The following is a 13841-nucleotide window of genomic DNA, read 5'->3' on the forward strand; positions in this document are numbered from 1 at the left end:
CCGGCCACGTCAGAGCCCGGCGGCCGCGCGGAGGTCGTCGACGCGGTCGAGCCGCTCCCAGGTGAAATCGGGCAGTTCGCGGCCGAAGTGGCCGTAGGTCGCGGTCTGCGCGTAGATCGGGCGGAGCAGGTCGAGGTCGCGGATGATCGCGGCCGGGCGCAGGTCGAACACCTCGCGGATCGCCTCCGTGATGCGCTCCTCCGGCAGGTGGCCCGTGCCGAACGTCTCGACGTAGAGCCCGACCGGCGCCGCGGCGCCGATCGCATAGGCCACCTGGAGTTCGAGGCGATCGGCGAGACCGGCGGCGACCGCATTCTTCGCGACCCACCGCATGGCGTACGCGGCCGAGCGGTCGACCTTCGACGGGTCCTTGCCGCTGAATGCTCCGCCGCCGTGGCGGCTCGCGCCGCCGTAGGTGTCGATGATGATCTTGCGGCCGGTGAGCCCCGCGTCGCCCTGCGGGCCGCCGATCTCGAAGCGGCCGGTCGGGTTGATCAGGACCTTGAGGTCGGGGCGCGCGAGCTCGACGCGGTCGAGGGTCGGCCGGATCACGAGCTCCTCGACCTCGGCACGCAGCTGCTCGGTCGACACCTTCGGGGAGTGCTGGGTCGACAGCACGACCGTCTCGATGGTCCGCGCGGTCTGCCCCTCGTAGCCGATGGTCACCTGCGTCTTGCCGTCGGGACGAAGGTAGTCGAGTTCGCCCTGCTTGCGGACCTCGGCGAGCCGTTCGGCGAGGCGGTGCGCGATCCAGATCGGGACGGGCATGAGCTCGGGGGTCTCGCGCACCGCGTAGCCGAACATGATGCCCTGGTCGCCCGCGCCCTGGCGGTCGAGCTCGTCGAGGCTCGTGCCCTCGCGCGTCTCGAAGGCGTCGTCGACGCCCTGCGCGATGTCGGGCGACTGCGCGCCGATCGAGACGGAGACGCCGCACGAGCGGCCGTCGAACCACACGTCGGAGGACTCGTATCCGATCGAGGTGATCCGGTCGCGCACGATGGCGGGGATCTCGACGTATCCCGACGTCGACACTTCGCCCGCGACGTGCACGAGCCCGGTCGTCACGAGCGTCTCGACCGCGACACGGGCCGAGGCATCGACGGTCAGCAGCGCGTCGAGGATCGCGTCGGAGACCTGGTCGCAGATCTTGTCGGGGTGCCCCTCGGTCACGGACTCGGAGGTGAACTGGCGCAGTGCGCTCATGCGGAGTGGGTGTCCTTCGTGGTGGGCTCGGCGCCGGGCGTGATGCGCGCGACGATGACATCGAGGATGGCGTGCGCCACCGACATCTTGGTGCCGGACGCCTCGGCCGCGACCGCATCATCGGCGCCGATCACGCTCACGGCGTTCTCGTCGGCCGCGAAGCCATGGTTCCAGCCGACGCGGTTGACGACCAGCAGGTCGGCGCCCTTCGCCCGGCGCTTGGCCCGCCCGAGTTCGAGCAGGCGTGCCGGGTCGGACTCGGTCTCGGCCGCGAAGCCGACGAGCACGGTGCCGTCGTGCGGGGCCGCGCCGAGGCCGGCGATGATGTCAGGGTTCTTGACCAGCTCGATCGACATGCGCTCCTGGCCGTCGACCTTCTTGATCTTCGTCTCGCTCACGTCGGCCGGTCGGAAGTCGGCGACGGCCGCGGCCATCACGACCGCGTCGGCTCCCGCGGCGGCCGTGGTCACGGCCTCCTGCAGCTCGAGCGCGGTCGAGACGGGCACCACGGTGCATCCGCCCGGCGAGGAGACCTCGAGGTTCGCGGCGATGAGCGTGACCTCGGCGCCGCGCGCCGCGGCCGCCTCGGCGATCGCCACCCCCTGCTTGCCGCTCGAGCGGTTGCCGAGGAAGCGCACGGGGTCGAGCGGCTCGCGCGTGCCGCCGGCGGTGACGACGACGCGTCGACCGGCGAGGTCGGCGACGGATGCCGCGGCGGGCGCCCCGACGTCGAGCCCGTGCTGCCGCGCGACCTCCAGCGCGGCCGCGACGATCGCGTCGGGCTCCTCGAGCCGGCCGGGGCCGCTGTCGGTGCCCGTCAGCTGCCCGACGGCCGGGCCGACGATCGTCACGCCGCGGTCGCGGAGCGTCGCGATGTTCGCCTGCGTGGCGGGATGCCGCCACATCTCGGTGTGCATCGCGGGGGCGACGACGACCGGCGCCTCGCTCGCGAGCACCGTGTTGCCGAGCAGGTCGTCGGCGAGGCCCGTGGCGAGCTTCGCGATCGAGTTCGCCGTCGCCGGCGCGATCACGATGAGGTCGGCCGCCTGGCCGATCGCGACGTGACGCACCTCGGCCACACCTTCGAAGAGGTCGACGTGGACGGGGTTGCGGGAGATCGCCTCGAGCGTCGGACGACCGACGAACCGCAGCGCGGACTCGGTCGGCACCACGTGCACGTCGTGGCCCGCGAGGACCAGCGAGCGCACCACCGACACGGCCTTGTACGCCGCGATGCCGCCGGTGATGCCGACGACGATGTTCAGCGGCATCCGGGCCTGCCGGCTACTCGCCGATCGGGCGGAGGCGCAGCTTGTCCTCGTTGACCTCGTGGAGGGCGACCGAGAGGGGCTTGTCGTCGATCGACGAGTCGACCAGCGGGCCGACGTTGTCGAACAGGCTGCCCTCGTGGAGGTCGGCGTAGTAGTCGTTGATCTGGCGCGCCCGCTTCGAGGCGAAGATGACCAGCTGGTACTTCGAGTCGACCTTCGACAGCAGGTCGTCGATGGGCGGGTCGATGATGCCGGACAGCTTCTCAGCCATGGAGAGACTCCTTCAGGTGGGGCGCACCCCCGGTGCGCGGAAGATCGTGGCGCGAGGCAGGCTGACGCCGGCCCCGGCGAGGCCGCATCAAGTCTACGACCTTTTGCGCGGCCTCGCGGACCTCGTGGTTGACGACCTGGTGGTCGAACTCCTCGACGGCCGCGAGTTCGACCTTCGCGGTCTCGAGTCGGCGCTGCTGTTCGGCGGGGCTCTCGGTGCCCCGGCCGACGAGTCGACGGACCAGTTCGTCCCACGTCGGCGGCAGCAGGAACACGAGCGTCGCCTCGGGCATCGCCCGGCGCACCGAGCGCGCGCCCTGGATGTCGATCTCGAGCAGCACGCTGCTTCCCGCGGCGATCGCCTCCTCGACGGGGCGGCGCGGCGTGCCGTAGCGGTACGCGTTGTGGACGGTCGCCCACTCGAGCAGTTCGCCGGCCTCGACCATCCGGTCGAAGTCGTCGTCGGAGACGAAGAAGTAGTGCTCGCCCTCGACCTCGCCGGGCCGCGGCGCGCGCGTCGTCGCCGACACGGAGAGCTTGACGTCGGGGTGGTGCTCGCGGATGTAGCCCGCGACCGTGCCCTTGCCGACCGCCGTCGGACCCGCCAGCACGACGAGGCGGTCCCCGGTGCCGCCGTGGTCGGCGACCCAGCCCGCGGTGAACTCGCGGAGCCTCCGGCGCTGGAGCCGACCGAGGCCGCCCAGGCGCTTGGAGTTCGCGATCTGCAGCTCCTCCATGATGCGTGCACACTTGGTCTGCCCGATCGCGGGGATCGAGGTCAGGAACTCCGACACCCGCAGACGGCCCTCGACGCCCTCGGGTTCGTCGTAGGCGGCCCGGAGCACATCGAGCGGGCTCCGCACGCCTTCGGCGATGTCGTGCTTGACGGCCGCGCGGGCGCGCCGGGCGGCGACCGCCGCTCGCGATGCGGCGACCCGGTCGACCTCGGGCGGGGCGGATGCCACGGCGCGATCAGACATCGAGCGCCCCCACCTCGTCGGCGCGACGCGCGATCGCGTCGGCGATGCCGTCGGGACCGGCGGCGAGGAGGCCCCGGCTGTCGGTGAGGATCGCCCCCGGCGCGAGCGCACCCAGCCGCGCCGGGACGTCGCGCAGCTCGCCGCCCTGGAAGCCGATGCCGGGCACGAGCACGGGCACGCGCGGGCGCGCGTCGCTCGTGACGTCGATGCCGAACTCCTCGGGCACGATCGTCGCACCGAGCACGACGCCGATCGAGCCGAAGGGCCGATCGTCCGCACCGTCGCGACTCCGGTTCCAGGTGTCCACACCGGACACGATGGCACCGGCCACCGACGATCCCTCGCGGCTCGAGCCCTGCAGCACGGCCCGCTGGATCGCGGCCGCCTCGGGGTTCGAGGTCGCTGCGACGACGAACAGCCCGGCCTGCGCGGCCTCCGCCTGGCGCATCACCCCCTCGATGGAGCCGAGGCCCTGGTACGCGTAGATCGTCATGGCGTCGGCACGCAGCGGCGAGCCCGGCGAGAGCCAGGCCTCGCCGTACGCCTCGACGGTCGAGCCGATGTCGCCGCGCTTGACGTCGGCGATCACGATGAGGCCCGCGTCGCGGGCGAGTCCGAGCACGCGCTCGAGCGCGGCGTAGCCCGCCGAGCCGTGGCGCTCGAAGAACGACACCTGGGGCTTGACGATCCCGACCCGGCCGGCCGCGGCATCCACCACCCTGAGGCCGAACTCGCGGACTCCCGCACCCGAGTCGGGCAGGCCCCACTCGTCGAGCAGCCACGCGTGCGGGTCGATGCCGACGCAGAGGCGTCCCCGGGTGCCGAACGCCTCGTCGAGGCGTTCGCCGAACGAGGCCGCGACGCTCACGCGACCACCTCGGCCGCGCGACGGCGCGCGTACTCCTGCAGGCTCGTCACGTCGAAGCCGCCGTCGTTCGCGTCGAGCGAGGCGACCGCGGCCGAGAGCTCCGCGATGGTCGTGAACAGCGGGATGTCGGCCGCGACCGCCGCCGCGCGGATCTCGTAGCCGTCGGCGCGTGCCGAGCGACCGCTCGGCGTGTTCACGACCACGTCGATCTCGCCGCGGTGGATGAGCTCGACCACCGAGGTGGCGTCTTCCCCATGCTTCTCGCTGAACTTCAGCACGACGTCGGCGGCGATGCCGTTGCGACGCAGCACCTCGGCCGTGCCCTCGGTCGCGACGAGGTCGTAGCCGAGCTGCTGCATGCGGAGCACCGGCAGGATGATCGCGCGCTTGTCGCGGTCGGAGACGGACACGAACACGCGGCCCGACAGCGGCATGCCGCCGTATGCGGCGAGCTGGCTCTTCGCGAACGCGCGCGGGAAGTCTCGGTCGATGCCCATGACCTCGCCGGTCGAGCGCATCTCGGGGCCGAGTACGGAGTCGACCATGATGCCCTCGCGCGTGCGGAAGCGGTGGAACGGGAGCACGGCCTCCTTGACGGCGACCGGCGCGTCGAGCGGCACCCTCGAGCCGTCGACCTCGGGCAGCATGCCCTCGTCGACGAGCGTGCGGATCGAGTCGCCGACCATGATGCGCGACGCGGCCTTCGCCAGCGGGATGCCGAGCGCCTTCGACACGAACGGCACCGTGCGGCTCGCGCGCGGGTTCGCCTCGAGCACGTAGAGCACGCCCGCGCCGATCGCGAACTGGACGTTGAGCAGGCCCCGGACGCCGATTCCCTCGGCGATCGCGCGCGTCGCCTCGCGGACGCGGTCGACCTCGGCGCGACCCAGCGTCACCGGCGGAAGCGTGCAGCTCGAGTCGCCCGAGTGGATGCCGGCCTCCTCGATGTGCTCCATGACGCCGCCGACGTACAGCTCGGTGCCGTCGTAGAGCGCGTCGACGTCGATCTCGATCGCGTCGTCGAGGAAGCGGTCGACGAGCAGCGGGTGCGTCGGGCCGACGATGCCCTGGTCTTCGATGCGTGCGAAGTAGTCGACGAGCGAGGCCGTGTCGTAGACGATCTCCATTCCGCGTCCGCCGAGCACGAAGCTCGGGCGCACGAGCACCGGGTAGCCGATCTCCTCGGCGACCTGCACGGCGCCCGTGAGCTCGGTGGCCGTGCCGTTGCGCGGCGCGAGGAGTCCCGCGGCGTCGAGGATCGCCGCGAACTGGCCGCGCTCCTCCGCGAGGTCGATGGCCTCGGGGGTCGTGCCGAGGATCGGCACGCCGGCGGCCTCGAGGCCCTTCGCGAGCCCGAGCGCGGTCTGGCCGCCGAGCTGGACGACGACGCCGACCAGCTCGCCCGACTGCGACTCCGCGTGGATGACCTCGAGCACGTCCTCGAGCGTGAGCGGCTCGAAGTAGAGCCGGTCGCTCGTGTCGTAGTCGGTCGACACTGTCTCGGGGTTGCAGTTGATCATGATCGTCTCGAACCCGGCGTCGGAGAGCGCGAACGACGCGTGGACGCACGAGTAGTCGAACTCGACGCCCTGGCCGATGCGGTTCGGGCCGGATCCGAGGATGACGACCTTGCGGCGGTCGCTCGGTGCGACCTCGGTCTCGAGGTCGTAGCTCGAGTAGTGGTACGGCGTGAGCGCGGGGAACTCGCCCGCGCACGTGTCGACGGTCTTGAACACCGGGCGGATGCCGAGGATGTGACGCACCTCGCGGGCGTCGGCCTCGCCGAAGCCGCGGAGCTGGCCGATCTGCGCGTCGGAGAACCCGTGGTCCTTCGCGAGCAACAGCGTGTCGGTGTCGAGCGCGTCGGCGCCGGCGATCCGCTCCGCGACCTCGTTGATCAGCACGATCTGGTCGAGGAACCACGGGTCGATCTTCGTCGCCTCGAACGCCTGCTCGATGGAGGCGCCCTTGCGGAGCGCTTGCTGCACGAGCACGATGCGGCCGTCGGTGGGCACGGTGGACGCCTCGAGCAGTTCGTCGACCGACCGCGCCTCGTCGCCCCAGTGGAAGCTCGACCCGCGCTTCTCGAGCGAGCGCAGCGCCTTCTGCAGCGCGGTCGTGAAGTTGCGGCCGATCGCCATGGCCTCGCCGACCGACTTCATGGTGGTCGTGAGGGTCGGGTCGGCGGCGGGGAACTTCTCGAACGCGAACCGCGGCACCTTGACCACGACGTAGTCGAGCGTCGGCTCGAAGCTCGCCGGCGTCACCTTGGTGATGTCGTTCGGGATCTCGTCGAGGCGGTAGCCGATCGCGAGCTTCGCGGCGATCTTCGCGATCGGGAAGCCGGTGGCCTTCGACGCGAGCGCAGAGGACCGCGACACGCGCGGGTTCATCTCGATGACGATGATGCGCCCGTCAACCGGGTCGACCGCGAACTGGATGTTGCAGCCGCCGGTGTCGACCCCGACGGCGCGGATGATGTCGATGCCGATGTCGCGCAGCTTCTGGTACTCGCGGTCGGTGAGCGTCAGGGCGGGCGCGACCGTGATCGAGTCGCCCGTGTGCACGCCGACCGGGTCGACGTTCTCGATCGAGCAGACCACGACGGTGTTGTCGTGGGTGTCGCGCATGAGCTCGAGCTCGTACTCCTTCCAGCCGAGGATCGACTCCTCCAGGAGCACCTCGGTGGTGGGCGAGTCGTGCAGGCCCTGGGTCACGATTCGGACGAGGTCCTCCTCGGTGTACGCGAAGCCCGAGCCGAGGCCGCCCATCGTGAACGAGGGGCGGACGACGAGCGGGTAGCCGAGGTCGAGGGCGAACTCCTTCGCCTGCTCGAGCGTCGTGGCCACGTGCGAGCGGGCGACGTCGGCGCCGGCCTCGATCACGAGGTCCTTGAAGAGCTGGCGGTCCTCGCCCTTGCGGATGGCGTCGACCTTCGCGCCGATGAGCTCGACGCCGTGCTTGTCGAGGATGCCCGCGTCGTGCAACGCGATCGCGGCGTTCAGCGCGGTCTGGCCGCCGAGCGTCGGCAGCACGGCGTCCGGCCGCTCCTTGATGATGATCGACTCGATCACCTCGGGCGTGATCGGCTCGACGTAGGTGGCGTCGGCGAAGTCGGGGTCGGTCATGATCGTGGCCGGGTTCGGGTTCACGAGGATGACCCGGACGCCCTCGGCACGGAGGACGCGGCACGCCTGGGTGCCCGAGTAGTCGAACTCGGCCGCCTGGCCGATGACGATCGGGCCCGACCCGATGACGAGGACGGAGTTGATGTCGTCGCGCTTGGGCATCAGCGGGTGGTCTCCTTGCTCGCGATGACCATGTCGCGGAAGCGGTCGAACAGGTAGTTGGCGTCGTGCGGGCCGGCCGCCGACTCGGGGTGGTACTGCACCGAGAACGCGGGGATGTCGAGGCAGTTCAGTCCCTCGACGACGTCGTCGTTGAGGTCGACGTGGCTGACCTCGACCCGGCCGAAGCCCTGGCTGGACTCGCTGATCGCGTCGGTCGGCGCCGCGACGGCGAAGCCGTGGTTGTGCGCGGTGATCTCGACGCGGCCGGTCGCGCGGTCGAGCACCGGCTGGTTGATGCCGCGATGGCCGAAGGGCAGCTTGTAGGTGTCGAAGCCGAGCGCGCGGCCGAGCAGCTGGTTGCCGAAGCAGATGCCGAAGTACGGCAGGCCGGCGCGGAGCGCCGAGCGGAGGAGCTCGACGTGGCGCTCGGACGCGCTCGGGTCGCCGGGCCCGTTGGAGAAGAACAGCGCGTCGGGCTGGAGTGCGAGCACGTCGTCGGCCGTCACGGTCTGCGGGAGCACGTGCACGTCGAAGCCGCGCTCGGCGAGGTAGTTCAGCGTCGACGTCTTCACGCCGAGGTCGAGGACCGCCACCGACCCGACGCGCTCGCCCGTCGCGGGCAGCGTGTACCGCTCGCTCGTCGAGACCGCGCCGGAGAGGTTGCGGCCGGCCATCTGCTCGCCGGACTGGACGAGGGCGAGCTGCTCGCCGGGCGAGAGGTACGCCTCATCGCCCGAGAAGACGCCCGCGCGCATCGCGCCGAGCGAGCGGATGTGCCGCGTCACGGCTCGCGTGTCGATGCCGCTGATGCCGACGATGCCGGCGGCGGCGAGGTCGTCGTCGAGGCTCCGCTGCGAGCGGAAGTTGGACACGACGCGGGAGGGGTCGCGCACCACGAATCCTGCGACCCAGATGCGCGCGGACTCCATGTCCTCGTCGTTCATGCCGGTGTTGCCGATGTGCGGCGCGGTCATGAGCACGATCTGCCCGGCGTACGAGGGGTCGGTCAGGGTCTCCTGGTACCCGGTCATCCCGGTCGCGAACACGGCCTCGCCGAGCGTGCGTCCACGGGCGCCGTAGGCGCGCCCCTCGTATCGGGTGCCGTCCTCGAGCACGAGCACGGCTCGGGTCGGGTCGACGGCGGCGGGCGCCTGCTCGTCGACGGTGGTCGGGGTCTCAGCCATCCGAGGCCTCGCTCTCTTCTGCTTCCGGCCGCGGCGCCTCGGGCGCTGCGGCGATCTCGTTCACGGCCGCCACGAACCGGGCGGAGTCGCCCGGGTACCGGCACCGAAGGTAGCTGTCGACCCGCGTCGGGACCTCGGGCTCCGACCGGTCGTCGACGATCCAGGTGAGGGCCACGAGGCCCTCGGGCTCGACCCCGCGATCGATCGCGTAGGTCGCCGTCCCGGCGGCCGCGATGCGGTCGGCCGGGATGAAGCTCGGGAGTTCGCCGGCGATGCGCAGGAGCACGCCCTTGCGGTGCACCTCGACCCGCGCCGAGCCTCGGAAGGCGAGGCCCTCGACGGCGAGGCGCTCGAGCGGGTCGCCCTCGGGGGTCGTCGCGACGTAGAGCGCCTCGAGCTCGAGCGTCGCGGTGCCGGGATCGGCCGGCGGGGCGTAGGCCGCGAGCGTCTCGTCGCGGACCGTGCGGCGGCGCCAGGAGCGCCACATGAGCCACGCGGCGACGGCGACGATCGCGACCGCGACGAGCGCGCCGATCCAGCGGCTATCCACGCGCACCGCCGTCGGCCAGGCGGGCGGACGCCGCGGCGACCTCGTCGGCCGGCCTGACCGTGCCGTCGAGCAGCGTGGGCACGCCGCGGTGGAACGTCGCGACGACGCGGCCCGGGAGGGTGCGGCCGAGGTAGGGCGAGTTGACGCTCCGACCGGCGAGCCGGTCGACGCCGAAGGGCGCGGTCGCGCTCGGGTCGACGAGGGTCAGCTCGGCGGCCGAGCCGGCGGCGACGGGCTCGCCGTGCCCGGACAGGCGTCCGATGCGCGCCGGGGTCGCGGACAGCACGCGCGCGACATCCGCCCAGCCCATGAGGCCTGAGTCGACCATGGCCTGCTGCACGACCGACAGCGCCGACTCGAGGCCGACCATGCCGTTCGCGGCCGCGTCCCACTCGGACTCCTTCGCCTCGACGGGGTGGGGGGCGTGGTCGGTCGCGACGATGTCGATCGTGCCGTCGGCGAGTGCGGCGCGGAGCGCCTCGACGTCCTCCTGGCGACGCAGCGGCGGGTTCACCTTGTACCGCGGGTCGTAGCCCGCGATCAGGTCCTCGGTCAGGAGCAGGTGGTGGGGCGTCACCTCGGCGGTCACGTCGATGCCGCGGGCCTTGGCCCATCGGATGACCTCGACCGACCCGGCCGTGGAGACGTGGCACACGTGCAGGCGCGAGCCGACGTGCTCGGCGAGGAGCACGTCGCGCGCGATGATCGACTCCTCGGCGACCGCGGGCCAGCCGGCGAGGCCGAGCTCCCCGGAGAGCGCGCCCTCGTTCATCTGCGCGCCCTGCGTGAGGCGCGGCTCCTGCGCGTGCTGCGCGATGACGCCGTCGAAGGCCTTCACGTACTCGAGCGCGCGGCGCATGAGCAGCGGGTCGAACACGCAGAAGCCGTCGTCGCTGAAGACCCGCACGTGGGCGCGTGAAGCGGCCATCGCGCCGAGCTCCGCGAGCCGCTCGCCCTTCAGCCCGACCGTGACGGCGCCGATCGGCTGCACGGTCGCGTAGCCCGCGGCCTCGCCGAGCGAGAGCTCCTGCTCGACGACGCCCGCGGTGTCGGCGACGGGGAAGGTGTTGGCCATCGCGAAGACCGCGGTGAAGCCGCCGGCGGCGGCGGCCTGCGTGCCCGTGAGCACGGTCTCGCTCTGCTCGTACCCCGGCTCGCGGAGGTGCGTGTGCAGGTCGACGAGGCCGGGGAGGGCGACGAGCCCGTCGGCGTCGACGACCGTCGCGCCCGCGGCATCCGCCACCGTGCCGACCTCGGCGATGCGCCCGCCGTCGAGGAGGATGTCGGCGCGCTCGCCCGTGGGCAGGGTCGCGCCGCGGATCAGGAACGACTCGCTCATCGGGTCTCCCCCCGTTCGCCGGACAGCAACAGGTAGAGGGCGGCCATTCTCACTGATACTCCGTTCGCGACCTGCTCGCGCACCGTCGACTGCGTGGAGTCGGCGGCGCGGGCGGCGATCTCGAGCCCGCGGTTCATGGGGCCCGGATGCATGACCATCGTAGTCTCGGGAAGCTGGGCGAACCGGTGGTCGTCGAGCCCCCAGGTGCGCGCGTATTCGCGGCTGTTCGGGAAGAACGCGCCGTGCATGCGCTCCGCCTGGATGCGGAGCATCATGACGACGTCGGGCCGGTCGGCGAGGGCCCGATCGAGGTCGTACTCGATCGTCGCCGGCCAGCCCGACACGTCGACCGGCACGAGCGTCGGCGGCGCCACCAGCGTGACGTCGGCGCCGAGGGCCTCGAGGAGCCACACGTTCGAGCGCGCGACGCGCGAATGCAGGATGTCGCCGACGACGACCACGCGGACGCCGTCGAGGTCGCGACCCCGCGAGGCGCCGCCGTGCAGGCGCCGGCGCATCGTGAAGGCGTCGAGCAGGGCCTGCGTGGGGTGCTCGTGCGTGCCGTCGCCCGCGTTCACGACGCCCGCGTCGATCCATCCGCTCGTCGCGAGCGTGAAGGGTGCGCCCGAGGACGGATGCCGGATCACGACGCCGTCGGCGCCCATGGCCTGCAGCGTCTGCGCGGTGTCCTTCAGCGACTCGCCCTTCGAGACGCTCGAGCCCTTCGCGCTGAAGTTGATGACGTCGGCCGAGAGCCGCTTGGCGGCGGCCTCGAACGAGATGCGCGTGCGCGTGGAGTCCTCGAAGAAGAGGTTCACCACCGTGCGGCCGCGGAGCGTCGGCAGCTTCTTGACCTCGCGCTCCTGGACCGCCGCCATGTCCTCCGCGACGTCGAGCAGCGTGATCGCCTCGTCGCGCGAGAGGTCGCGGGTGCTCAGCAGGTGCCTCACTCGTCGCCCCCCTCGATCGTGACGGCGTCGTCGCCGTCGATCTCGGCGAGGTGCACGTTGATGCGCTCGCGCGCGGAGCTCGGCAGGTTCTTGCCGACGTAGTCGGCGCGGATCGGGAACTCGCGGTGGCCGCGGTCGACGAGCACCGCGAGGCGCACGGCCCGGGCGCGGCCGAGGTCGGCGAGCGCGTCGAAGGCGGCGCGGATGGTGCGTCCCGAGTAGAGCACGTCGTCGACGAGCACCACGATCCGACCGTCGATGCCGTCGCCCGGCACGTCGGTCGGGTGCGGGGCCCGCACGGGATTGCGGCCCAGGTCGTCGCGGTACATCGTCACGTCGAGGGCGCCCGCGGGCACGTCGACGCCGGCGATCCGGGAGACGGTCCGGGCGAGCCGTTCGGCCAGCACCACGCCGCGCGTGGGGATGCCGAGGAGGATGAGATCGTCGGCGCCGCGATTGGCTTCGAGGATCTCGTGGGCGATGCGGGTCAGCGCCCGCTCGAGGTCTGCCTGCTGGAGCACGGTGCGCACAGCGGTGCGGACTCCCTTCTCCGCCTCACGGGACGGGCTTCAAGGTTGTCGGTCGGTCGATCCTACCAGCGACGCGGCGGCGACGGATGCCGCGGCTCCCGCCGCACGCGGCATCCGTCCACTACGGTGCGAGCATGCGATCGCGTCCGAGCCGTCCCGTCGCGGTGGTCGCGGCCCTCCTCGCCGCCGCATGGGCCTTCGTGCTGCTGCCGCCGCAGCAGCACGCGTGGTCGGGCGCGTACGGCATGCCGCGCTGGCTGCTCGCGCTCGACGGGCTGCCGCCCTACGACGCCGTGCGCGCCTGGCTCGTCTCGGTCGGGCAGCCCGACTTCTACCTGGTCTTCGGCGCCGCGGCATCCGCCTCGTTCGTGCTGATCTGGTTCGCGACCGGGCCCGCGTTCGCCGCGCTCGGGTGGTCGGGGCGGGTGCTCGGTTGGCTCGTGCTCGCCGGCGCCGCGGCCACGCTGCTCAGCTACCTCAACCACGCCGACGGGTCGCCGCTGCGGTTCCTGTGGGGCGCCGATGGGATCGTGCTCGTCGCGATCGGGGTCTGGGCGGTCGTCGTCGCGTTCCTCGCGCCCCGCGACGCGGGGATCCCGGTGTGGGAGCGCGTGCTGGTCGGCCTGACGCTGCCGGTGCTCGTCGGCTCGACCGTGCTGTTCACGTACTGGCCGCACGGCACGCTCATCGGGTTCGGGCTCGAGGCCGCGGCGATCGCCGCGTGGGGGGCTCGCCGAGACTCGCCGGCGGTCGCTCGACCACCGGCCGACGAACCCCGTTGACGGCCGCGACACGGGGACGGGGCGGGATGCATCGCATCCCGCCCCGTCCGATGTCGGTCTGAGTCGGCGTGGTCACCGGGTTCCGCTCCGGCCGCGAAGGACCCGCGAGGCGATGACGAGCGCTGCCGCGATGAGCACGACGTTCTTCGCCACGTACTGGCCGAGGAGCGTCGGGCCGTCGACCGTGACCAGCTGGTCGGTGAAGAACACGATCGGCGAGAGGATGCCGACGAATGCGACGGCGAGCACCACGAGCCCGAGCCGGGCGAAACGGCCGGAGATGAGCAGCAGGCCGGCCGTGGTCTCGATGACGGCCGTGAGCACGAGCGCGAGCTGCCCGCCGACGAGGCCGAACGTGAGCACGCCCCACGTCGCCTCGACGAGCGGCTCGAGCGGGCTCACGCCGGGGATGAACTTCAGCGCGCCGAAGACGACGAACACGGCGCCGAGCGCGACGCGCAGGGCCGGGATGCTCCAGCGCTCGAGGAACGCCTTGAGCGCTCCCTCGGCATCGGCGAGACGGGCGGCGAGCGAGCGGCGGTCGGCCGAGCGGCGCGTGCCGGCCTGCGAGAGGCCGTGCGCGGAGATGGTGGTCATGACGGAGTGCTCCTTCCAGAGCGGTCG

The 13841-nt window shown here is 72.2% G+C and carries 12 protein-coding genes and 1 pseudogene; 1 reads left to right on the forward strand and 12 read right to left on the reverse strand.

Annotated features, from left to right (window positions below):
• Positions 1-9: 9 nt before the first annotated feature.
• The 11 genes and pseudogenes from metK to pyrR all read right to left on the reverse strand — a co-directional run.
• Positions 10-1203, reverse strand: coding sequence for a methionine adenosyltransferase (gene metK / locus GJ743_RS11780; protein WP_155052111.1), 1194 nt, complete (start codon positions 1201-1203; stop codon positions 10-12).
• On the reverse strand, positions 1200-2474 hold the full coding sequence (gene coaBC / locus GJ743_RS11785; protein WP_196216988.1) for a bifunctional phosphopantothenoylcysteine decarboxylase/phosphopantothenate--cysteine ligase CoaBC: 1275 nt from the start codon (positions 2472-2474) through the stop codon (positions 1200-1202). The genes metK and coaBC overlap by 4 nt, the downstream gene beginning before the upstream one ends.
• A 13-nt stretch (positions 2475-2487) precedes the next feature.
• Positions 2488-2745, reverse strand: coding sequence for a DNA-directed RNA polymerase subunit omega (rpoZ, locus tag GJ743_RS11790; RefSeq protein ID WP_092669843.1), 258 nt, complete (start codon positions 2743-2745; stop codon positions 2488-2490).
• The gene (gene gmk, locus GJ743_RS11795; RefSeq protein ID WP_155052112.1) at positions 2738-3724 is read right to left on the reverse strand and encodes a guanylate kinase; all 987 of its coding nucleotides are present in this window, start codon (positions 3722-3724) and stop codon (positions 2738-2740) included. The genes rpoZ and gmk overlap by 8 nt, the downstream gene beginning before the upstream one ends.
• Positions 3717-4592 carry an orotidine-5'-phosphate decarboxylase gene (gene pyrF, locus GJ743_RS11800; RefSeq protein WP_328289113.1) on the reverse strand — a complete coding sequence of 292 codons (876 nt, stop codon included), beginning with the start codon at positions 4590-4592 and terminating at the stop codon, positions 3717-3719. The genes gmk and pyrF overlap by 8 nt, the downstream gene beginning before the upstream one ends.
• Entirely contained in the window at positions 4589-7882 is a 3294-nt protein-coding gene (gene carB, locus GJ743_RS11805) for a carbamoyl-phosphate synthase large subunit (RefSeq protein ID WP_155052113.1), read from the reverse strand. Before carB ends, pyrF begins: the two co-directional genes overlap by 4 nt.
• Positions 7882-9066, reverse strand: coding sequence for a glutamine-hydrolyzing carbamoyl-phosphate synthase small subunit (gene carA, locus GJ743_RS11810; RefSeq protein ID WP_155052114.1), 1185 nt, complete (start codon positions 9064-9066; stop codon positions 7882-7884). The genes carB and carA overlap by 1 nt, the downstream gene beginning before the upstream one ends.
• A complete protein-coding gene (locus GJ743_RS11815) occupies positions 9059-9616 on the reverse strand; it encodes a PH-like domain-containing protein (protein WP_328289114.1) in 558 nt (185 codons plus the stop codon). Before GJ743_RS11815 ends, carA begins: the two co-directional genes overlap by 8 nt.
• Positions 9609-10955, reverse strand: coding sequence for a dihydroorotase (locus GJ743_RS11820; protein WP_155052115.1), 1347 nt, complete (start codon positions 10953-10955; stop codon positions 9609-9611). Before GJ743_RS11820 ends, GJ743_RS11815 begins: the two co-directional genes overlap by 8 nt.
• Entirely contained in the window at positions 10952-11905 is a 954-nt protein-coding gene (locus GJ743_RS11825) for an aspartate carbamoyltransferase catalytic subunit (RefSeq protein WP_328289115.1), read from the reverse strand. The genes GJ743_RS11820 and GJ743_RS11825 overlap by 4 nt, the downstream gene beginning before the upstream one ends.
• Positions 11902-12471, reverse strand: a pseudogene (pyrR, locus tag GJ743_RS11830) (bifunctional pyr operon transcriptional regulator/uracil phosphoribosyltransferase PyrR); the annotation flags it as partial. The gene GJ743_RS11825 and the pseudogene pyrR, both read right to left, overlap by 4 nt.
• A 98-nt stretch (positions 12472-12569) precedes the next feature.
• Between pyrR and GJ743_RS11835 the strand changes: the two are divergent.
• Positions 12570-13217: a hypothetical protein gene (locus tag GJ743_RS11835; RefSeq protein WP_155052116.1), complete on the forward strand. Its 648-nt coding sequence runs from the start codon at positions 12570-12572 to the stop codon at positions 13215-13217.
• A gap of 72 nt (positions 13218-13289) precedes the next feature.
• Here GJ743_RS11835 and GJ743_RS11840 read toward each other — a convergent pair whose 3' ends face one another.
• Positions 13290-13814, reverse strand: coding sequence for a DoxX family protein (locus GJ743_RS11840; protein ID WP_155052117.1), 525 nt, complete (start codon positions 13812-13814; stop codon positions 13290-13292).
• Between the last annotated feature and the right edge of the window lie 27 nt (positions 13815-13841).

The organism is Agromyces bracchium (assembly GCF_009709675.1).
Taxonomy (GTDB): Bacteria; Actinomycetota; Actinomycetes; order Actinomycetales; family Microbacteriaceae; genus Agromyces; species Agromyces bracchium.

What these genes read in the sequence shown, in the direction of transcription:
- metK (WP_155052111.1), bottom strand. Translation starts at nt 1,203, where the DNA reads ATGAGCGCACTGCGCCAGTTCACCTCCGAGTCCGTGACCGAGGGGCAC.
- carA (WP_155052114.1), bottom strand. Translation starts at nt 9,066, where the DNA reads ATGGCTGAGACCCCGACCACCGTCGACGAGCAGGCGCCCGCCGCCGTC.
- GJ743_RS11835 (WP_155052116.1), top strand. Translation starts at nt 12,570, where the DNA reads ATGCGATCGCGTCCGAGCCGTCCCGTCGCGGTGGTCGCGGCCCTCCTC.
- coaBC (WP_196216988.1), bottom strand. Translation starts at nt 2,474, where the DNA reads ATGCCGCTGAACATCGTCGTCGGCATCACCGGCGGCATCGCGGCGTAC.
- GJ743_RS11840 (WP_155052117.1), bottom strand. Translation starts at nt 13,814, where the DNA reads ATGACCACCATCTCCGCGCACGGCCTCTCGCAGGCCGGCACGCGCCGC.
- rpoZ (WP_092669843.1), bottom strand. Translation starts at nt 2,745, where the DNA reads ATGGCTGAGAAGCTGTCCGGCATCATCGACCCGCCCATCGACGACCTG.
- carB (WP_155052113.1), bottom strand. Translation starts at nt 7,882, where the DNA reads ATGCCCAAGCGCGACGACATCAACTCCGTCCTCGTCATCGGGTCGGGC.
- gmk (WP_155052112.1), bottom strand. Translation starts at nt 3,724, where the DNA reads ATGTCTGATCGCGCCGTGGCATCCGCCCCGCCCGAGGTCGACCGGGTC.
- GJ743_RS11820 (WP_155052115.1), bottom strand. Translation starts at nt 10,955, where the DNA reads ATGAGCGAGTCGTTCCTGATCCGCGGCGCGACCCTGCCCACGGGCGAG.